Raw genomic sequence first — 19,152 nt, forward strand, 5'->3', positions numbered from 1 at the left:
GCGCCGGCTCAGCCCTCGATGACGACCCGGTCGAACGAGGTCGCGGTGTAGCGCACCCGTACGTCGATCCGGTCGCCGACGGCGGGCACCCGGGCGCCGTGGGGGAGGAACAGCATCGAGGCCTGCATGTGGGGCGGCTCGGCGAACAGCCGCTGCTTGCCGTCGATGGAGTACGGCGACCGCACGAAGCCGACGGCGTCGAGGCCGCCGCGCGCGAGGGTCGCGGCCCGCGCCTTCATCGACGAGTCGCCGGTGGGCGCCTCGAGGCCGATGCCGTGGGCGGTGCCGCCGCTGACGACGAGCAGGTGGCCGGACTTCGGGGCGGTGCGGCCGCGGTAGCCGAAGGAGTCGCCCCGCTCGACGGGGTGGACGTCGAGGACGGTCGCCGTCACCCGCAGCGCGCCGCGGTCGCCGAGCCACAGCTGGGTGCCGATCCGGGGCCGGATCGAGAAGTCGCCGTACTGCTCCCGCAGCGTCGCCAGCTCGGCGTCGGTGAGGTGGCTGATCCAGACGGTGTCGGCGCCCCGCTTCGGCACCGCGGCGGCGACGTAGTCGACGAGGAGCCGCGACACCTCGCCGAGGTGGCTGCCCTGCGCGAGCGGGAGGTGCAGCGCGACGCCTTCGAGCCGGCCGGCGGGGTGCCGGCGCAGCACCTCGCCCGCCTCCCACAGCTCGCGGCCGGACATGCCGTGGCGCTGCATGCTGGTGGTGCGCTCGAGCACCAGCCGCGAGTGCGGGGCGAGGGTCAGCAGCTGCTCGAGGTCGGCCAGCCGGCTGACGGTGTGGACGACCCGCTTCGCCACGCTGTCGGGCAGCGGCGCGGTGGTCGCCGGGATGAACGGACGCCACGGGGTGAGCACGAGGATGTCGCCCTGCCACCGGGTGGCGACCTCGGCGATCTCGTCGTACGTGCCGACCGCGAGCGTCGTCACGTCGTGGCCGCGGTCGCGCAGCCACTGCGCCTTGCGGGCCAGCCGGCCGAGGGTGAACCCGTAGCCGTTGCCCTTCGCGACGGGCACCAGGCCGGGGGTGCTGCTCCGCGACGGCCTCGAGGTGGCCCCGCCAGCGGGGGCCGTCGACGGTGAGGGTCAGGCTCATCGGCGCTACCTGCGCTTCAGGTAGAGCTGGAAGGCCTTGTAGAGCGGCCGGTTGACCGGCAGGTCCCACTCGCCGGCGTACTCCACCGCCTCGCCGCCGGTGCCGACCTTGAACTGGATCAGCCCGACGTGCGGGTCGTCGGCGTCGAGGGTGTCGGTGATGCCGCGCAGGTCGTAGACCGCGGCGCCGGCGGCGATCGCGTCGCGCAGCATCGCCCACTGCACGGCGTTGGAGCCGCGGACCTCCCGCTTCTCGGTGGAGGACGCGCCGTAGGAGTACCACGCGTGCTCGCCGACGCGGATCGCGATGGTGGCGGCGACCAGGTCGGTCTCGTGCCGCGCCAGCCACAGCGTGAACCGCTCGGGGGCGTCGGCGGTGAGCGCGTCGTGCATCGTCTCGAAGTAGGACAGCGGCCGCGGCGTGAAGCCGTCGCGCTCGGCGGTGTGGACGTAGAGGTCGTGGAAGGCCTTGAGGTCGGTGCGGTCGCCGGCGGTGACCTCGACGCCCTCCTTGGCGGCGCGCTTGATATTGCGGCGCCACAGCTGGTTCATGCCCTTGAGGACCTCGTCCTCGGTGCGCTGCCGCCAGCCGGCGGCCGGGTCGGCCGGGTCGACCGGGGTGCGCAGCGGCACCTGGAAGACGAACTGCGGCTGCCCCGCGGCGAACCCGCCCCTCGGCGACCTGCGGGCGCCAGCCGAGCTCGTGCAGCTGGGCCACCACCTTCGCGCCGGCCGGGGACCGGTCGGTGGGCGGGAGCTGGCCGAGGCGGCGTACGCCGGGGTCGGCGACGCCCTCCTTGACCTGCGCGGCGGTCCAGCGGCGGGTGACCACGGGCGGCCCGATCCGCATGGCGAACGCCCCCTGCTTGCGCAGGTGGCGCACCATCGGGTCGAGCCAGTCGCGCAGGCACTCCGACGACCAGTCGATCACCGGCCCCTCGGGCAGGTAGGCGAGGGGAGCGGCGCAGCCGCGGCAGCCGGCGGTGGAGCACGAGCGCCGCGCCGACCGTGGCTCCGGTGTCGTCGACCCAGGCGAGGTGCTCCGGGCGCCACTCGCCCTTCACCCGTGCCCACCCGGGCGTCTGCAGGAAGCTCGCCGACGGCAGCGTCGCGAGGTAGTCGCGGTGCTCGTCGGCGGAGATCACCCGCAGGGTCGGCATGGGGCCGAGGCTATCCCGCACCGGGCGGCGCAGGTTCATCCGCCCGCCGCGTCCCGGTCGAGTACGCCGCCCGGGCGCGGGTACCGACGAGGCGGAACAGCGCTAGGAGGCGAGATGACCGCACCACGACCCCTCAGCTACTGGGTGAGGGCCGTCGACGAGCTCCTCGACCACCAGTACGTCGAGGCGGCGGGCGAGGCGGGGCTGACGGCCCAGGAGTGGCACCTGATCAACCGGCTCCGGGTGGGCGCGGTGGCCGACGACTCGCTGCCGGCGGCGCTGCCGCACGACACCGGCGACGACCTGGACGACCCGGTGCGCCGGCTCGTCGACGACGGGCTGCTGGTGCACCAGGGGCCGGAGTACCGGCTCACCGACGAGGGGGTCCGGCGGGTCGAGGACGTGCAGGAGGTCGCCGTGCGCCGGGTCCGGGAGCGCGCGGTCGAGGACCTCGGCGAGGACGGCTACCAACAGCTGGTCGACACCCTCGAGCGGGTGGCCCGCAAGCTGGGCTGGTCGCCGCTGTAGCGCGACACCGGAGCCGTCCTCGGGGCCGGCACCGCGCGCCCCGGTCGGATCAGATCCGCTCGCGCAGCCACGCGAAGTCGGCGACGTGCGCGTCGGCGGGCCCGGGGGTCTCGACGATCACCGGCGCGCCGGCGTCGCGCACCACCCCGGCGAGGAGGGCGGGGTCGATCCGGCCGTGCCCGAAGTTGGTGTGGCGGTCGGCGCCGGAGTCGAAGTCGTCGCGGCTGTCGTTGCAGTGCACGAGGTCGATCCGGCCGGTGATCGCCCGGACCTCCTCGACCACCGTCTCGAGCGGGTTGCCGCCGGCGTGGGCGTGGCAGGTGTCGAGGCAGAACCCGACCATCTCGAACCCGTCCGCCTTGCTGATCGCCTCCCACACGCCGGCGATCCGGTCGAGGTAGCGGGTCATCGCGTTGGTGCCGCCCGCGGTGTTCTCGATGAGCAGCGGCACCTTGATGTCGGTGGCCTCGACCGCCTTGCGCCAGTTGTCGAACCCCTTGGCCGGGTCGTCGTCGTCGGTGACGTGCCCGCCGTGCACGATCAGCCCCTTGGCGCCGAGCTCGGCGGCGGCGTCCATGTGCTGCTGGAGCAGCTTGCGGCTGGGGATCCGCTGGCGGTTGTTGGTGGTCGCGACGTTGATCAGGTACGGCGCGTGGACGTAGAGGTCGACACCCGCCGCCTCAGCGTCGGCGCGGAGCCGCTCGGCGCCGCCCTCGTAGGCCACGACCGGGCCCTTGTAGCTCTGCGGGTTGCCGAGGAAGAACTGCACCAGCGGCGCGTCGCGCGCCGTCGCCTCCGCGATCGGGTCGGTCTGGTCGACGTGGGCGCCGATGGCGATCGTGCTCATGGCCGTCACTGTAGGCACCGCCGCCGACGGCGACCCGTCCAGCCCGGGGTGGGGCTCGGGAGGGTCAGCTCGCGAGGAACCCGCGGATCCGGTCGTGGTAGCCGGGCGGCTCGAGCAGGAAGGAGTCGTGGCCGTACGGCGAGCCCAGCTCGGCGCGGTCGACCTCGAGCCCGAGCCCGGCCAGCCGGTCGGCCAGCACCACCGACTGGCGGGTGTCGAAGCGCCAGTCGCTGTCGAAGGACGTGACCTGGAACCGGGTGACGGCCGAGCGCAGCCGGTCGTCGGTCGCCGGCTCGGAGAACGGGTCGAAGTAGTCGAGCAGCCGGCTCAGGTAGAGGTAGGACAGCGCGTCGAACCGGTCGAGGAACGACGTGCCCTGGTGCTGCAGGTAGTGCTCGACCTCGTAGTCGGGACCGAGCGTCCAGCGGTCGGCGGGCGGGCGCCGGCGGTGGCCGAACTTCGCTTCGAGCGCGCGGTCGGAGACGTAGGTGATGTGGGCCATCATCCGGGCGACCTTGAGCCCGTGCCGGGGGACCGTGCCGTGCTCGGCGTACCGCCCGTCGTGGAAGTCGGGGTCGCCGAGGATCGCCTCGCGGGCGACGGAGGAGAACGCGATCGCCTCCGGGCTGAGCCGCGAGGTCGCCGCGACGAGCACCGCGCGCTCCACCTGGCCGGGGTCGTCGATCACCCACTGCAGCACCTGCATGCCGCCGAGCGACCCGCCGACGGCGGCGTGCAGCCGCTCGACGCCGAGGTGCGCCAGCAGCCGGCGGTGCACGGCGACCAGGTCGGTCATGTGCAGCATCGGGAAGTCGAGGAAGTACGGCGACCCGGTGGCCGGGTCGGTCGACAGCGGGCCGGTCGTGCCGGAGCACCCGCCCAGGAGGTTGGCGCAGACGACGAAGAACCGGTCGGTGTCGAGCGGCTTGCCGGGGCCGATCAGGTTGTCCCACCAGCCCCGCCGCTTCGCGCCGAGGTGCAGCCCGGCGGCGTGGGCGTCGCCGGTGAGGGCGTGGCAGACGAACACCGCGTTGTCGCGGGCGGGCGTCAGCTCGCCGTACGTCTCGTAGGCGACCTCCACGTGCCCGAGCCGGCCGCCCCCACGCAAGAGCAGCGGGTCGTCCTCGGTGGCGAGGACGACCCGCTGCGTCTCGACGTACCCGAGCGCTCCGGTCACTTGCTGGCGTTCAGTGCCTGCTCGAGGTCGGCGACCAGGTCCTCCACGTGCTCGATGCCGATCGACAGCCGGACCATGTCCTCCGGCACGCCGGCGGCCTCGAGCTCCTCGGCGGTGAGCTGGCTGTGGGTCGTGGTCGCGTTGTGGATCGCCAGCGACTTGGCGTCGCCGATGTTGGCGAGGTGGCTGAACAGCTGCAGCGCCTCGATGAACCGCTTGCCGCCGTCGCGGCCGGACTTGACGCCGAAGCTGACCAGCCCGCCGTAGCCGCGACCGGTGAAGGTGCGGTCGGCGACCTCCTTGTAGGGGTCGCCGTCGAGGCCGGGGTAGCTGACCCACGACACGGCGTCGTGGCCCTGCAGGAACTTCGCCACCGCGAGCGCGTTCTCCGAGTGCCGCTCCATCCGCAGGTGGAGGGTCTCCAGGCCCTGCAGGAACAGCCAGTTGTTGAGCGGCGTCGACGCGGCGCCGGTGTTGCGCAGCAGCACCGTGCGGGCCCGGATGACGTAGGCCAGGTTGCCGACGGCCTCTGTCCACACGACGCCGTGGTAGGCGCTGTCGGGCTTGGTCAGGCCGGGGAACCGGTCGGCGTGCGCCGCCCAGTCGAAGCTGCCCGCGTCGACGATCACGCCGCCGATCGAGGTGCCGTGGCCGCCGATGTACTTCGTCGCCGCGTGCACGGCGACGTCGGCGCCGAGGTCGAAGACCTTCGCGAGGTACGGCGTCGGCGCGGTGTTGTCGACGATCAGCGGCAGGCCCTGGGCGTGGGCGGCGTCGGCCCAGGCGCGGACGTCGACCACGTTGATCTTCGGGTTGCCGACGGTCTCGGCGAAGACCAGCTTGGTCTTCTCGTCGACGTGCTTCGCCAGCTCCTCCGGCTTGTCGGGGTCGACGAAGCGGACCTCGATGCCGAACTGTGGCAGCGTGTGCGCGAACAGCGCGTACGTGCCGCCGTACAGCGTGGACAGCGCGACGATGTTGTCGCCGGAGTAGGTGAGGTTGAGGACGGCGTAGGTCACCGCCGACGAGCCGGACGCGGTCGCGAGCGCGCCGACGCCGCCCTCGAGCTGGGCCATCCGCTCCTCGAACACCGACTGGGTCGGGTTCATGATCCGGGTGTAGATGTTGCCCGGCTCGGCGAGCGAGAACAGGTTCGCGGCGTGCTCGGTGTCGTTGAAGACGTACGACGTGGTCTGGTAGATCGGCACGGCCCGGGCGTTGGTGGCCGGATCCGCCTCCTCCTGGCCGGCGTGGACCGCAAGGGTCTCGGGGCGGTAGGTCATGCGCTGCTCCTGGTGAGGTGCTGGAAGATTCCGGAACCTCCGAGCCTAAAGTAGACCAAACGACTACAGTTTGGGTCGTCTCGACTGGTGGGCGGGCTTGAACGACCGCGCGGTGCCCCCCGGCCCCCGGCCCCCCGGCCCCCGGCCCGTCGGCCGGGGCCGGAGGGGGCGGGTCACCAGGGGCAGCACGCCGTGGCGGTCGAAGAACGGGCCCGGCACCGTCTCGGCGGAGCAGGCGGTCACGATCGCCTCGGCGCCCTCCGCGACGGACTGCGGACCGGAGTGGCCGTTGAGGTCGGTCGCCGTGTAGCCGGGGTCGACGGCGGAGACTCGCACGCCGGGGAGCGCCTTGGCGTACATCGTGGTGATCATGTTGAGCGCCGCCTTGGACGACGGGTAGGGGAGCCCGACCAGGGTGGACTCGACGCGGTCGGGGTCGGTGGTGACGGCGAAGGACCCCACCCCGCTCGAGACCATCACCAGGCGGGGTGCGGCGGAGTCGCGCAGGAGCGGGAGGAACGCGTTGGTGACCCGCACCGGCCCGAGCACGTTGGTGCCGTAGACCTGCACGAAGTCGGCGGCGGTCGTCTCCTCGGGTGCGACGAGGCGACCGGCCACGCCGGCGTTGTTGACGAGGGCGTCGAGGCCGGTGCCGGCGGCGCGGACGGTGTCGGCAGCGGCGGCCACCGAGCCGTCGTCGGTCACGTCGAGGAGGACGCTGCGGACGTCGGCGGACGGGTGCTCGGCGGCGATCTCGGCGGCCGTCTTCTCCCCGGCCTCGGAGTCCCGGGCGCCCACCCAGACCGTCCAGCCGAGCGCGGCGAGGCGGGCGGCGGTCTCGCGGCCGATGCCGCGGGTGGCGCCGGTGACGAGGGCGGTGGGGGTCGTGGTGCTGCTCGTGCTGGTCGTGTTCGTGGTGCTGTTCGTGTCGGTCATGCAGGCCACGGTCCCCGCCCCGGGACCCGCGTGACAGGACGAGCGGATCGTGGGACCGGCGGTCCTACCCTCGGCATGGCGGAGCCGGGCATCCTGGAGCGGTGAGCATCAACCGGCCGGAGCTGGCGCGGGTCCTGCGCCGGGCCCGCGAGCGGGTGCGCCCCGCCGACGTCGGGCTGCCGGCCGGTCCGCGCCGCCGTACGCCCGGGCTGCGACGGGAGGAGGTCGCGCTGCTCGCCGGCGTCAGCGTCGACTACGTCGTCCGGCTCGAGCAGGGGCGCGGGCCGGTGCCGTCGGCGCAGGTGCTCGGCTCGCTGGCCCGGGCGCTCCGGCTGGCGCCCGCGGAGCGCGACGAGCTCTTCCACCTGGCCGGGACCCCGCCGCCGGGGCCGGGGACGATCCCGATGCACGTGCGGCCGAGCGTGCTGCGGCTCATCGACCGGTTCGCCGACCTGCCGGCGATCGTGCTGAGCGCCAAGGGCGACGTGCTCGCCTGGAACGCGATGTCCTCCGCCCTGCACGGCGACTGGTCGGCGCTGCGTCCCGAGCGCCGCAACCTGGTGCGGCTGCGGTTCCTGCCCGACCCGGCCGAGCCGCCCCGCAGTCCGGTCGGTGCGACCGACTCCGAGAGCGTCGACACCGCCGCCAACACCGTCGCGTGCCTGCGCGCGGCGGCCGCGCGCTACCCGGACGACGCCGGGCTGGCCGCGCTCCTCGCCGACCTCCGGTCGGGGTCGCCGGAGTTCCGGCGGTTGTGGGAGTCGGGCGCCACCGGTGGCTGGCGGTCGCAGACCAAGACCGTGGTGCACCCGGAGGTCGGCGCGCTCCTGCTCGACTGCGACGTGCTCGAGGTGCCCGACGACGACCAGCAGGTGATCGTCTACTCCGCCGCGGCCGGCAGCGCCGCCGAGGACGGTCTGGCCCTGCTCCGGGTCGTCGGCACCCAGCGGCTGCGTCCCGACGACGATTCGGCGGGGGTCGTACGCCGTTGGTAGCCTGTGCCGTCCGCCACCCACCGGGGCGGCGGACGATGCAGAGCCCCTCCTGCCACGGAGAGACCGTGGCCGCTGAGCCCAGAGGAGGTGGAGACCGCTTTGCGTGCATACGAAGTCATGGTCATCCTCGACCCGAGCCTCGACGAGCGCACCGTCGAGCCGTCGCTGGACAAGTACCTCAACGTCATCCGCAAGGACGGCGGCAGCGTCGAGACCGTCGACGTGTGGGGTCGCCGTCGTCTCGCGTACGAGATCAAGAAGAACGCCGAGGGCATCTACGCGGTCATCAACCTGACCGCCGAGCCGGCCACGGTCAAGGAGTTCGACCGTCAGCTGGGCCTCAACGAGGCCGTGCTCCGCACGAAGGTGCTGCGCCCCGCCGCTCACTGAGCCGCGGCGCCGGCGCGCCTGTGGACGGGACCTACCGGAATGTCGGTGGGTCACGACACGATGAGCGCCGACGTACCCCAACGCCCTCACTCATCTAGGGAGACCTGACATGGCAGGCGAGACCGTCATCACCGTCGTCGGCAACCTCGTCGACGACCCGGAGCTGCGCTTCACCCCCTCGGGTGCGGCCGTGGCGAACTTCCGGATCGCGTCGACGCCGCGCACGTTCGACCGCACCACCAACGAGTGGAAGGACGGGGAGGCGCTGTTCCTCTCCTGCGCCGTGTGGCGGCAGTACGCCGAGAACGTCGCCGAGTCCCTCCAGAAGGGCATGCGGGTGATCGTGCAGGGGCGGCTGAAGTCGCGCCAGTACGAGACCCGCGAGGGTGAGAAGCGCACGGCGTTCGAGATCGACGTCGACGAGGTCGGTCCCGCGCTGCGGTACGCCACCGCGAAGGTCGCCCGGGCCGGCCGCTCCGGCGGGGGCGGCGGCTACGGCTCCTCCGGGGGCGGCGCACCTCAGGGCGGCGGCGCTCCGGCCAACGACCCGTGGGCCTCGTCGGCCCCGGCGGGCGGCGGCGGTCCCCAGGGCGGCGGCGGTGCACCCGCCAGCGACCCGTGGGCGGCCCCCGGCGTCAGCAACGACGAGCCCCCGTTCTGACCACTGCAACATCAACCAACACCATTCCGGCCCTCTGAACGCATGGCCGGGCTCTGAGGAGGAGCACCACAATGGCGAAGGCAGTCATCCGCAAGCCGAAGAAGAAGGTTTGCCAGTTCTGCAAGGAGAAGGCGACCGGTGTCGACTACAAGGACACCGCGCTGCTCCGCAAGTTCATCTCCGACCGCGGCAAGATCCGCGCCCGGCGGGTCACCGGCAACTGCGTCCAGCACCAGCGCGACGTCGCGATCGCGGTCAAGAACGCCCGCGAGCTGGCGCTGCTGCCCTACACGTCCAGCGGCCGCTGAGACCCCCGAAGGAGAGACGCTGACATGAAGATCATCCTGACCCAGGAGGTCGAGGGCCTCGGCGCCGCCGGCGACGTGGTCGAGGTCAAGGACGGCTACGCGCGCAACTACCTGCTGCCGCGCGGCGAGGCGATCCGGTGGACCCGGGGCGCCCAGAGCCAGGCCGACGCGATCAAGACGGCCCGCAAGGCTCGTGCCGTCCGCGACGAGGCGCACGCCGCCGAGATCAAGACCAAGCTCGAGCAGGCCCCGGTCGACGTCAAGGTGAAGGCCGGCCAGGGCGGCCGCCTCTTCGGCGCCGTCACCGTCGGCGACGTCGCCGACGCGATCGGCGAGGTCACCGGCGAGACCGTCGACAAGCGGACCATCGTCCTCGGCAACCCGATCAAGACCCTCGGTGCCCACCAGGTCTCGGTCAAGCTGCACGACGAGGTCTCCGCGGCGGTCGCGCTCAACGTGATCCCCCGCCTGACGCACGTCCACTGCCGAGCGGCCGGTCCCCTCCGGGGGCCGGCCGCTCGCGGTTCCCGGGGGTTCCGCGTCGCGTGGGGCACAATCGGCGGCGTCCGGTCCGCTTCCCGGGAGGTCTCATGAGGTCCCTGCGTTCCCCCGTCCCCACCGTCCGGGCTGTCCCGGTTGACCGTGCTCGCCGCCGCGCTGCTGGCCACGTCGCTGCTCGCCGCGTGCAGCGACGACGACGGTGGCGACGACGGGGAGGAGGCGGCGGAGACCAGCGAGGCGACCGAGGAGTCCAGCAGCCCCAGCGACCCCGACACCCCCGAGCCGTCCGGCACTGCGGGGCCCGAGAGCACCGACGACCCCGACGGGGGCGGGACGACGGCCGGCGCCCTGCCCGCGGCCTGCGACGTGCTGACCGCCGACGACATCGCGGCGGCGTACGGCGTCACCGTGGGCCCCGGCAGCATCGGCGGCGGCGGCCACTCCGAGCAGGACGTCGAGTGGCAGAGCGACAACTGCTCGTGGGAGGCCGACGACCTGGTGGAGGTCGACTTCGCGCTGAGCGGCCCGGACGACTTCCCGGCCGGATTCACCTGCCCCGAGCCGCTGGCGATCGCCTCGCAGGTCGAGCCGGTCGAGGTCCCCGGCGCCACCCGCGCGTTCTGGGACGTCGATGACTCCCCGCCGCTGGAGGCGGTGCTGCGGGTGTGCACCGACGCGTTCGTCTTCGACATCGAGCTGGAGTACGAGGACGGCGCCGAGCACGAGGGCGACCCGCGGCAGCAGAGCATCGGGCTCGCCAAGACCGCGCTCGCCGCTCTCGGCGGGTGAGGTCGTCCGCGGGGGGCGAGATTCCGGGGTGCGCCGCGACGTGAGGTTTCCCCGGCCGACCGGGGAAACCTCAACTTGTCGGGCAAAGCAAGGCCGGACAAGTGGAGGTTTTGCCCGTCACGTCGCCCCGGAACCGACCGGCCACGGCGACACCGGCCGGGCGGCACCGGCCGGGCGGCACCGGCCGGGCGACCCGGGCCCTACGCGGCCGACGCGTCCGTCTGAGGGGCGCCGGCCCAGGCGCGTCCCGAGCAGGCGAGGCACAGCACGAACAGCGAGAGCTGGGCGAGGCCGGTGACCACCTCGGCCGGTTCGCGCAGCCCCCTGCAGGCCGCCGCCGATCACCAGGGCGGGCGCGAGCGCGGTGAAGGCGAAGCCGACCGCGGTCCACTCCGCCCAGGCGGCCGCGCCGGTCTGGCCGGCCGCCTTGGCCCGGCCGGCGAGCGCGTGGCAGAGCAGGCCGCAGAACGCGAGGGCGGGGAGGTCGGCGACCCAGCCGAGCGCCGGTTCGGCGTCCTCGAGCCAGGCGCGGGCGTCGGGGACGACGAGCACCGCGGACACCAGCAGGGCGAGCCAGCCGAGCAGGCCGAGCCACGCCCGGTGACGCAGCCCGGTGCGGTCGGCGAGCACGCGGACGCCGAGCAGCACGAGCAGCCAGCCGAGCGGGTCGACCAGCAGGTCGAAGGAACCGGACCGGGCATAGAGCGCCACGACCACGAGGCCGAGCGCGACGGCGACCAGCGGCCTCACGCCGGCACCCCGGTCACGAGCCACCGGTCGCCCGCGGCGCGCCGGGTGAGGGTCAGCATCCGGCCGCCCATGAACACCAGGCCGAAGACCACCCACAGCCACGGCAGCCCGCCGCCGACCCAGTCGTCGGCGACGACCGCTGCTGCCAGCACGAGCGGAGCGTAGCCCGCGAGCACGACGAGCCCGGCCCACGCCAGGTAGCCGCCGTCGCCGGCCCCGATCAGCACGCCGTCGAGCACGAACACCACGCCAGCGACCGGCTGCGCGAGCGCGGCCACGAGCAGCACCGGCACCAGCGCGCGTCGTACGTCGTCGTCCGGGGTGAACAGCATGCCCAGCACCGGGCTGGCGGCCGCGAGCAGGAGGCCGGTGACGACGCCCGCGGCCACGCCCCCACCGCACCATCCGCCGGGTCACCGCCCGGGTGCCGGCCACGTCGCCGGCGCCGAGGTAGCTGCCGGTGATCGCCTGCGCGGCGATCGCGATCGCGTCGAGGACGAACGCGAGGAAGGTCCAGATCGTCATCGCCAGCTGGTGGGTGGCGATCGGCACCGCTTCCTCGGCGCCGCTGCCGGCGGTGACGACGACGGCGTACGTCGTGACCAGCAGCGACGCGCGGAGCGTCAGGGTCCGCACGAGGAGGGGGACGCCGGCGCGCGCGGCGGTGCGGATGCCGGGCAGGTGCGGGCGCAGCGGCGCACCCTCGCGTCGGGCCGCGCGCACGACGACGGCCACGAGCGCCGCGGCGGAGCCGACCTGGGCGATGACCGACCCGAGCGCGGAGCCGGCGATCCCGAGGTGCGGAAGCGGACCGACGCCGAAGACCAGCACCACGTTGAGCAGCAGGTTGACGACGTTGCCGGCGACGGCGACAACTAGCGGGGTGCGGGTGTCCTGGAGGCCGCGGAGCACGCCCGTGGCGGCCAGCATGAGCAGGAGCGGGGTCACGCCGAGCAGCGAGATCCGCAGGTACGTCGTCGCGTGCTCGGTCACGCCCGGTCCCGGGCCCAGCAGCGCCACCATCGGGTCGGTCAGCGCGATGCCGGCGACGGTGACGGGGACGCCGATGACGACGGCGAGCCAGAGTCCGTCGATCCCCTGGGCGAGGGCCGCGTCGCGGTGGCCGGCCCCCAGCTGACGGGCCACGCCGGCGGTGGTGCCGTAGGCGAGGAAGACGCAGAGGCCGACCAGCGTCTGGAGCACCGTGGCGGCGATCCCGAGCCCCGCGAGCTCGGGTGTGCCGAGATGGCCGACGACGGCGGCGTCCCCGAGCAGGAACAGCGGCTCGGCCACCAGCGCGAGGAACGCCGGCACCGCCAGCCGGGCGATCCGCCGGTCGTCGGCGGTGAGGCGGAGGACCTTCACCGGCGCCTCCCCGGCCGAACCGCAGAAGCCGGTGGAAAACCCCCGAAATCTTGTGGAAACCGTTCCCCTGCGGCGGCGCCCGTGCTAACGCACCGGGAACGCCCCGGTGGCCGCTGCGTGAACGAGATCGCTCGCCGACTATTTCCCCTCCACAGCCGTGGAAGCATCGTTTCCGCAGGTCAGACGGCCTGTGGTCGCGCTACTAGCCCTCACGTCCACAGCCTCCTCCCCAACCCGTGCACACCGCTGTCGCGTGTCGTCCACGCATTTGCCTGGTTATCCCCAGCCGCCTGTGAGCAACGGGGTTCCATCGACGGCCCTCGGTGCGTAGTTTCGCGGGTCGAGTCTCTCGCGGACGGCCGTCGGGCGTGGTCGCCGGGGGTGCTGTCGGCACCCCCCGCTAACCTCGCGCGGGTCGGGTCCACGACTCGAACTGGTGTGTGGTTCTGGTGGTTCTCGGGTCGGTCGGTGGCCGACCTCCGGGGGAAGGGAAGTGACGCGCGTGAGCCTCGCCGAGGTCCCTCCGCCGGAGGACGAGTGGGGCGACGGGCCGGCGCCCTACGCCCCGGGTGAGGCCCCCACCGGCGGGCGCACGCCGCCGCAGGACCTCGCCGCCGAGCAGTCCGTGCTCGGCGCGATGATGATCTCCAAGGACGCCATCGCCGACGTGCTCGAGGCGGTCCGGGGCGCCGACTACTACCGCCCGGCGCACGAGTCGATCCACGACGCGATCATCGACCTCTACGGCCGCGGCGAGCCGGCCGACATGGTGACCGTGGCCAGCGAGCTGCAGCGCCGCGGGGAGCTGCAGAAGATCGGCGGCGCGCCGTACCTCCACACCCTCGCCGCCAACGTCCCGATCGCCGCCAACGCCGGCTACTACGCCGCGATCGTCCGGGGAGAAGGCGATCCTGCGCCGCCTCGTCGACGCCGGCACCAAGATCGTCCAGATCGGCTACGCCGGCGAGGGCGAGGTCGACCACATCGTCGACCAGGCGCAGGCCGAGGTCTACCAGGTCACCGACCGCCGCAAGGCCGAGGACTACTCGCCCCTCAGCGACATCATGGACAGCGTCCTCGACGAGATCGAGGCGATCGAGAACCGCGAAGCCGGCATCTACGGCGTCCCCACCGGCTTCGCCGACCTCGACGAGCTCACCAACGGCCTCCACTCCGGCCAGATGATCGTCGTCGCGGCGAGGCCCGCGATGGGGAAATCGACGCTGGCTCTCGACCTGTGCCGGGCCGCGTCGATCCACAACAACCTGACCAGCTGCTTCTTCAGCCTGGAGATGACGCGCTCGGAGATCACGATGCGTCTGCTGTCGGCGGAGGCGCGGATCCCCCTCAACCACATCCGCAACGGCAAGATGTCGCAGGAGGAGTGGGACCGGCTGGCCCGCCACGTCTCCAAGGTCTCGTCGGCGCCGATGTTCATCGACGACTCGCCCAACATGACGATGATGGAGATCCGGGCGAAGGCGCGGCGGCTCAAGCAGCGCCACGACCTCAAGCTCGTCGTCATCGACTATCTGCAGCTGATGACGTCGGGCAAGAAGGTCGAGTCCCGCCAGCTCGAGGTCTCGGAGTTCTCCCCGCCAGATCAAGCTCCTCGCCAAGGAGCTCGAGGTCCCGATCATCGCGCTGTCGCAGCTCAACCGTGGCCCGGAGCAGCGTGCCGACAAGCGGCCGATGATGAGCGACCTGCGCGAGTCGGGCTGCCTGACGGCCGACACCCGGCTGATGCGCGCCGACACCAACGCCGAGATCACGCTCGGCGAGCTGATGGAGACCGGTGTCAAGGACGTCCCCGTCTGGGCGCTCGACGACCGGCTCAAGCTGGTGCCACGCACGCTGACGCACGCCTTCCCGAGCGGGACGAAGCCGGTCTATGAAGTAGCCCTCGCCTCGGGTCGCCGCGTGAAGGCGACCGCGAACCACCCGTTCCTCACTCACGACGGCTGGATCCCGCTCGCTGAACTGACGCCCGGAAGCCGCGTCGGTGTTATCCGCCATGTCCCGCCCCCGCTTCGAATCACGCCGCGAGATCCCAACGAGATCGTTCTCCTGGGCCACATGATCGGCGATGGGTCATTCGTGAAGCGGCAGCCCATCCGCTACGCCAGCACCGACGAGCACAACCTGCAGACCGTGGCCTGGGCAGCGCGACAGCTGTTCGGGATCACGGCGGTGCGCGATGACTATCCAGCAGCCAAGGTCACGTCGCTCCGCCTCCCGGCGCCGTACCGACTCACTCATGGCAAGCGAAACCCGATAGCCGCGTGGCTAGACGAAATGGGCCTGTTCGGGCTGAGGAGTCATGAGAAGTTCGTCCCTGACTGGGTGTTCGGTCTCCCCAAGGAGCAGCTCGCACTGTTCCTGCGGAGTTTGTGGGCGACCGACGGTTGCGTCCACCTCGACCGCAAGGTCGGCAAGGGGACCGTTTTTCTACGCCACGTCCAGCAGGCGTCTCGCAGATGACGTCGCGCGGCTGCTCCTTCGGTTCAACGTCTTCACCAGTATCACGATGCACCAGAAGTCGGGTTATCGACCTGGGTATCAGGTTCACGTGAGCGGTGCCGAGAACCAGATGCGGTTCTTGGACGACGTAGGAGTCTCGGGCGCCAGGGAGGCGAAGGCCGACGCGTTGGCCGAGTTCCTCCGCGACGTGACAAGTCGGCCGGGCGCGGACACTGTCCCCATCGAGGTCTGGGACAGGGTCCGTGATGCCGTCAGGACCGACGAGCGCGCTCTCCGCGAGATCACCACGTCAGTGGGGCGGATGAGCACCCTGGAGAAAGCGGCTCCTAGTCGCCAGCGGCTGTTCCGAGTGGCTGCGATCCTCGGCGACAACGACCTCGCGCTCATGGCCACCAATGACGTCCATTGGGACACGGTCAAGTCTGTGGAGCTGATCGGCGAGATGCCGGTGTACGACGCGACCGTGCTCGGGGTCCACAACTTCGTTGCGGAGGGGATTGCCCTGCACAACTCCATAGAACAGGACGCCGACATGGTGATCCTGCTCCACCGCGACGATGTCTTCGAGAAGGAGTCGACCCGTCCAGGCGAGGCCGACCTGATCGTCGCCAAGCACCGCAACGGCGCGACCCGCGACATCGTCGTCGCGTTCCAGGGTCACTACAGCCGGTTCGTCGACATGGCGCACTGATATGAGCCGCCGACATCTTAATGTCAGTAGTCGCGACAGCAGTTGTCAGTAGGACGGCGACACCGCGTCGATGCCCTTGCCGCCATGCCAGAACCCTCTTCACAGGGGGCACCGAATCCCGAATCGAGACCGGCAAATCGAACTAGGCCCAGACCTCGTGGACCTCGCCATCGGCATCCTGGACGACATGCACCCTGCGGGTCGGCGCTGAGGGCGACCCCGGCCTGCTCGGCGTGGAGCCGCTGCTGGGCCTCACCGACCTCACCGAGCTGCACCTGACCCGGACCACCCGCAACGCCGACCTGACCCCGCTCGCCGAGGTCGGCGTACGGCGGCTCCGGCTCGACCTCGACGGCGCCGACGGGTCGCTCCTCCTCGACATGCCGAACCTCGAGCGGCTGCTGCTGTCCGTGGAGGCGGCCCGGAAGGACAACGCCGATCTCGTCGTCGCCCTGGCGCGCAAGGGAGTGCGCGTGACGCTCTACCGCCACAAGCAAGCCGCCTTCCCCGGGCTCCTCGACCAGGTCGACCAGGGCGCCGACCTCTTCCTGGCGGAGGCCGGCGGCTATCTCGGTCTGACCAGCGACGACTCCGCAGTGGACCGGCTCGGACGCGCCCTCCGCTCCAACCTCGTGCCGTAGCCGCAGCAGCGGGTGTGTAACGCCTCGACAGGTAGGGGTGAGACTCATCCCGTCCAGAGGAGGACCCGTGCACCCCGAGACCACAGATGACGACGTCGGCCGACTGGTGCGCGCCGCGGCTCCCGCCGTCGAGGCGCCGGCCGAACCTGCCGTCGACCGGGTGTGGAACCGGGTGGCGGCGGTCGTGTACGACGTGGCCCCGCGGCGGCGCCGCCGCGGCCGGTTGGTCGCCGGTACGGGCGTCGCCGCGCTGGTCCTCGGGGCCGGTGGGGTCGCGGCCGCGGACATGTGGAGCGCCCACACCGGTCGGCCGGTGACCGACCCGGAGGTCGAGGAGCTCAGCGGACCCGGTGAGCACATCGACCCGATGGCTCCGGACTACGTGGAGGTCTACGACGAGCTGACCGCCGACATCGACTTCCCCGACGCACGGAGTCGTGCGGTCTCCCGCGAGATCGAGCTGGAGATCCACGACCGGGACGTCGCCGACGCCCGTCGGTCCGGCGACATTATCGGGGAGGTCAGCGGCGGCATCCGCGCCCAGGCCGCCCGCGACGCCATCTGCTCCTGGGGCAACGAGTGGGCCGAAGCGACTGCTTCCGGAGACACCGCCGGCCGCGAGCAGGCGATCGCCGCGCTGCAGCTCTCCGTGTCCTGGTCCGCCGTCACCGACATCGACGCCGAGCAGACCTACGGACCCAGCGAGACGTGGACCGATCCCGACAGCGGTCGCACGCGCGTCTTCCACCCGCACGAGACGGAGTTCGCCTACCTGCCGCGGGTGGTGGCGGCGGCGGACGGTCGCGACCTGGCCGTGATGGGGACGCTCCTGGAGGACTGCTGGGAGGAGCTGGTTCCGGCTCTGCCCCGGCAGTCGGCTCCTGCGGTCGAGGGGCAGCGCTGACGTGAGCCGCCAGATCAGCACGGCCGAGTTCGAGGAGCTCTACCGCAGCACGGTCCGCGACCTCTTCGCCTACGTGGGGCGGCGCTCCCGCGGAGACGTGGAGGACCTGGTCGCCGAGGTCTACGCAGTGGCGTGGCGGCGGCGGGCGGACCTGCCCGCTCCGGTGCTCCGGCGGGCATGGCTGTTCGGGGTCGCGCGCACCCTGGTCGCGACCGACGCCCGGCACCGGGCGCAGGAGGGAGCCGCGCACGAGGGAGCGGCGAGCCTGCCGGCCGCGTCAGCGCCTGTGGGCGAGGAGTCGGACGCGGCAGCGGTCGTGAGAGCGGCGATGGCCGACCTCTCGGCCAACGACCGCGAGGTGCTCCAGCTCGTGGAGTGGGAGCGCCTCACCCATGCCGAGCTCGCCGTCGCCCTCGGCGTCCGTCCCGGAGCAGCGCGGGTCCGCCTCCACCGGGCCCGCCAGGCGCTCGCACGGGACAAGCGCGTGCAGGCGTTGCTCGGCACGGGCGGCGCGCCGAGGACCACGGCCCCCGTCGACACCGACGGCGCGGTCAGCCGCGGCCGCAGCGCGCGTCGATGACCGCCTGCGCATCGGCGGGCAGGGTCGCGGGATCACGGAGGAACCGCGCGGACCGGCAGACCCGCACGAGGCCCGCCCACACCTTCCGGTAGAGCAGGTACGCCGCGCCGCGCGCCGTACGCCGGGCAGGACGACCCCGACGGTGCTAGCGTGAGCACCGTCGCGACGCCGTTCGTCGCGACCTGCGCTTCCAGGTGGGACGACCGCCTGAATCATCGCGGAGAGGCCTGCTGCTGCGGGACACGTCCGGATGGGGTGCGGCACCGTCAGGTGCGCTACTCATCGTGCCGGTGCATCACACCGGCTGACGGAAGGACATGGCCTCATGACTGCCAAGGACGAGAAGAACCTCCAGCAGGTCGTCGACAAGCTCGCGTCGATGGACGAGCCCCGCCGCTCGGTCATGCAGCGGGTGCACGACGTGATCGTGGCCGCCGGACCGGAGCTGAAGCCGCGGATCTGGTACGGCATGCCCGCCTACGCGATGTCGGCGGGTGCTCCGGCGCTGCTGTCGCTCCGCAACGACGAGAGGATGAACCTCGGGCTCACCGAGAAGGCCGCCTTCCGACCTGCCGGCGGCTCGGAAGGACTGCTGATGCCGGCGGCGTGGTACTTCGAGTCGCTCGACGACGCCACGGAGCAGCGGATCAGCGAGATCGTCCGCGCCGCGATCGGAGGAGGGTCCTGACGCAGCGGAGGCGTCAGCAGTGGGACCCGACGTTGACGACGCGTCCGGACGAGTCGCGGTAGAAGAACCGGCAGACACCCCACTCCTCGACGGTCAGCGGGTGCACGATCTCGACGCCGCGGGCGACCGCGGCCTGGTGGGCGGCGTGCACGTCGTCGACGAAGACGGACACGTCGGGGTTGACGGGGGCGGTGGCGTCCTCCGTCATCAGGCTCAGCTGGTGACCCGCGTCGTCGGCGAGGGTGACGATCCAGCCGTGGTGCATCACCACCCGCAGGCCCAGGACCTCGGTGTGCTCGCGGACCGCGGCCGCCAGGTCGGTCACGGTCAGGTCGGGCACGATCCGCTCGATGCGCATGGGACCAGTCGACCACGCTCGC

At 72.3% G+C, this 19,152-nt stretch carries 19 protein-coding genes and 4 pseudogenes; 15 read left to right on the forward strand and 8 right to left on the reverse strand.

The window, feature by feature from the left end; translation table 11 throughout:
* Positions 1–8: 8 nt before the first annotated feature.
* Both MF408_RS09360 and MF408_RS09365 read right to left on the reverse strand, forming a co-directional pair.
* A complete protein-coding gene (locus tag MF408_RS09360) occupies positions 9–1,019 on the reverse strand; it encodes an alanine racemase (RefSeq protein ID WP_240251142.1) in 1,011 nt (336 codons plus the stop codon).
* Positions 1,020–1,103: 84 nt separating this feature from the next.
* A pseudogene (locus tag MF408_RS09365) lies at positions 1,104–2,257 on the reverse strand (peptidoglycan bridge formation glycyltransferase FemA/FemB family protein).
* 114 nt (positions 2,258–2,371) lie between these two features.
* Here MF408_RS09365 and MF408_RS09370 point away from each other — a divergent pair.
* Positions 2,372–2,785, forward strand: a complete 414-nt coding sequence (locus MF408_RS09370; RefSeq protein WP_240251143.1) for a hypothetical protein — start codon at positions 2,372–2,374, stop codon at positions 2,783–2,785.
* A gap of 49 nt (positions 2,786–2,834) precedes the next feature.
* Here MF408_RS09370 and MF408_RS09375 read toward each other — a convergent pair whose 3' ends face one another.
* From MF408_RS09375 to MF408_RS09390, 4 genes are all read right to left on the reverse strand, one after another.
* The gene (locus MF408_RS09375) at positions 2,835–3,632 is read right to left on the reverse strand and encodes a deoxyribonuclease IV (protein WP_240251144.1); all 798 of its coding nucleotides are present in this window, start codon (positions 3,630–3,632) and stop codon (positions 2,835–2,837) included.
* Positions 3,633–3,696: 64 nt separating this feature from the next.
* A complete protein-coding gene (locus MF408_RS09380) occupies positions 3,697–4,809 on the reverse strand; it encodes a homoserine O-acetyltransferase (protein WP_240251145.1) in 1,113 nt (370 codons plus the stop codon).
* Positions 4,806–6,092 (reverse strand): O-acetylhomoserine aminocarboxypropyltransferase/cysteine synthase family protein, encoded by a 1,287-nt coding sequence (locus MF408_RS09385; RefSeq protein WP_240251146.1) that lies wholly within the window; start codon positions 6,090–6,092, stop codon positions 4,806–4,808. Before MF408_RS09385 ends, MF408_RS09380 begins: the two co-directional genes overlap by 4 nt.
* A gap of 63 nt (positions 6,093–6,155) precedes the next feature.
* Positions 6,156–7,028, reverse strand: a complete 873-nt coding sequence (locus MF408_RS09390) for an SDR family NAD(P)-dependent oxidoreductase (RefSeq protein WP_240251147.1) — start codon at positions 7,026–7,028, stop codon at positions 6,156–6,158.
* Between the two features lie 101 nt (positions 7,029–7,129).
* Between MF408_RS09390 and MF408_RS09395 the strand changes: the two genes are divergently transcribed.
* The 6 genes from MF408_RS09395 to MF408_RS09420 all read left to right on the forward strand — a co-directional run bounded on the left by MF408_RS09395 (position 7,130) and on the right by MF408_RS09420 (position 10,672).
* Positions 7,130–8,023, forward strand: a complete 894-nt coding sequence (locus MF408_RS09395) for a helix-turn-helix transcriptional regulator (protein ID WP_240251148.1) — start codon at positions 7,130–7,132, stop codon at positions 8,021–8,023.
* Between the two features lie 99 nt (positions 8,024–8,122).
* A complete protein-coding gene (gene rpsF / locus MF408_RS09400; protein ID WP_240251794.1) occupies positions 8,123–8,413 on the forward strand; it encodes a 30S ribosomal protein S6 in 291 nt (96 codons plus the stop codon).
* A gap of 109 nt (positions 8,414–8,522) precedes the next feature.
* The gene (locus MF408_RS09405; RefSeq protein WP_240251149.1) at positions 8,523–9,074 is read left to right on the forward strand and encodes a single-stranded DNA-binding protein; all 552 of its coding nucleotides are present in this window, start codon (positions 8,523–8,525) and stop codon (positions 9,072–9,074) included.
* A gap of 71 nt (positions 9,075–9,145) precedes the next feature.
* The gene (rpsR, locus tag MF408_RS09410) at positions 9,146–9,382 is read left to right on the forward strand and encodes a 30S ribosomal protein S18 (RefSeq protein WP_240251150.1); all 237 of its coding nucleotides are present in this window, start codon (positions 9,146–9,148) and stop codon (positions 9,380–9,382) included.
* 24 nt (positions 9,383–9,406) lie between these two features.
* Complete coding sequence (gene rplI / locus MF408_RS09415) at positions 9,407–9,976, forward strand: 50S ribosomal protein L9 (protein ID WP_345893889.1); 570 nt, start codon at positions 9,407–9,409, stop codon at positions 9,974–9,976.
* 42 nt (positions 9,977–10,018) lie between these two features.
* Complete coding sequence (locus MF408_RS09420) at positions 10,019–10,672, forward strand: hypothetical protein (protein WP_240251151.1); 654 nt, start codon at positions 10,019–10,021, stop codon at positions 10,670–10,672.
* A gap of 117 nt (positions 10,673–10,789) precedes the next feature.
* Here MF408_RS09420 and MF408_RS09430 read toward each other — a convergent pair whose 3' ends face one another.
* Complete coding sequence (locus MF408_RS09430) at positions 10,790–12,787, reverse strand: MATE family efflux transporter (protein ID WP_345893890.1); 1,998 nt, start codon at positions 12,785–12,787, stop codon at positions 10,790–10,792.
* A 502-nt stretch (positions 12,788–13,289) separates the two neighbouring features.
* Here MF408_RS09430 and dnaB point away from each other — a divergent pair.
* From dnaB to MF408_RS09470, 8 genes and pseudogenes are all read left to right on the forward strand, one after another.
* A pseudogene (dnaB, locus tag MF408_RS09435) lies at positions 13,290–14,506 on the forward strand (replicative DNA helicase); the annotation flags it as partial.
* A 24-nt stretch (positions 14,507–14,530) separates the two neighbouring features.
* Positions 14,531–15,268: a hypothetical protein gene (locus MF408_RS09440; RefSeq protein ID WP_240251796.1), complete on the forward strand. Its 738-nt coding sequence runs from the start codon at positions 14,531–14,533 to the stop codon at positions 15,266–15,268.
* Between the two features lie 10 nt (positions 15,269–15,278).
* Positions 15,279–15,775: pseudogene (locus MF408_RS09445) on the forward strand (intein-containing replicative DNA helicase); the annotation flags it as partial.
* A 4-nt stretch (positions 15,776–15,779) separates the two neighbouring features.
* A pseudogene (locus MF408_RS09450) lies at positions 15,780–15,959 on the forward strand (DnaB-like helicase C-terminal domain-containing protein); the annotation flags it as partial.
* Between the two features lie 233 nt (positions 15,960–16,192).
* A complete protein-coding gene (locus MF408_RS09455) occupies positions 16,193–16,600 on the forward strand; it encodes a hypothetical protein (RefSeq protein WP_240251153.1) in 408 nt (135 codons plus the stop codon).
* A 67-nt stretch (positions 16,601–16,667) separates the two neighbouring features.
* Complete coding sequence (locus tag MF408_RS09460) at positions 16,668–17,504, forward strand: hypothetical protein (protein WP_240251154.1); 837 nt, start codon at positions 16,668–16,670, stop codon at positions 17,502–17,504.
* Position 17,505: 1 nt separating this feature from the next.
* Positions 17,506–18,084, forward strand: coding sequence for a sigma-70 family RNA polymerase sigma factor (locus tag MF408_RS09465; protein WP_240251155.1), 579 nt, complete (start codon positions 17,506–17,508; stop codon positions 18,082–18,084).
* Between the two features lie 325 nt (positions 18,085–18,409).
* Positions 18,410–18,772: a DUF1801 domain-containing protein gene (locus MF408_RS09470; RefSeq protein ID WP_240251156.1), complete on the forward strand. Its 363-nt coding sequence runs from the start codon at positions 18,410–18,412 to the stop codon at positions 18,770–18,772.
* Between the two features lie 13 nt (positions 18,773–18,785).
* On the opposite strand, the gene MF408_RS09475 is transcribed toward MF408_RS09470, so the two are convergent.
* A complete protein-coding gene (locus tag MF408_RS09475; protein WP_240251157.1) occupies positions 18,786–19,130 on the reverse strand; it encodes a VOC family protein in 345 nt (114 codons plus the stop codon).
* Positions 19,131–19,152 lie beyond the last annotated feature (22 nt).

Origin of the sequence: Nocardioides sp. TF02-7 (genome assembly GCF_022437945.1) — a bacterium.
In the GTDB taxonomy this organism is placed as follows: Bacteria; Actinomycetota; Actinomycetes; order Propionibacteriales; family Nocardioidaceae; genus Nocardioides.

Bases quoted from the DNA above. Each gene is read 5' to 3' on its own strand.
- MF408_RS09385 (WP_240251146.1), bottom strand. From the start codon at position 6,092: ATGACCTACCGCCCCGAGACCCTTGCGGTCCACGCCGGCCAGGAGGAG.
- MF408_RS09390 (WP_240251147.1), bottom strand. From the start codon at position 7,028: ATGACCGACACGAACAGCACCACGAACACGACCAGCACGAGCAGCACC.
- MF408_RS09370 (WP_240251143.1), top strand. From the start codon at position 2,372: ATGACCGCACCACGACCCCTCAGCTACTGGGTGAGGGCCGTCGACGAG.
- MF408_RS09475 (WP_240251157.1), bottom strand. From the start codon at position 19,130: ATGCGCATCGAGCGGATCGTGCCCGACCTGACCGTGACCGACCTGGCG.
- MF408_RS09375 (WP_240251144.1), bottom strand. From the start codon at position 3,632: ATGAGCACGATCGCCATCGGCGCCCACGTCGACCAGACCGACCCGATC.
- MF408_RS09405 (WP_240251149.1), top strand. From the start codon at position 8,523: ATGGCAGGCGAGACCGTCATCACCGTCGTCGGCAACCTCGTCGACGAC.
- rplI (WP_345893889.1), top strand. From the start codon at position 9,407: ATGAAGATCATCCTGACCCAGGAGGTCGAGGGCCTCGGCGCCGCCGGC.
- MF408_RS09440 (WP_240251796.1), top strand. From the start codon at position 14,531: ATGCGCGCCGACACCAACGCCGAGATCACGCTCGGCGAGCTGATGGAG.
- rpsR (WP_240251150.1), top strand. From the start codon at position 9,146: ATGGCGAAGGCAGTCATCCGCAAGCCGAAGAAGAAGGTTTGCCAGTTC.
- MF408_RS09470 (WP_240251156.1), top strand. From the start codon at position 18,410: ATGACTGCCAAGGACGAGAAGAACCTCCAGCAGGTCGTCGACAAGCTC.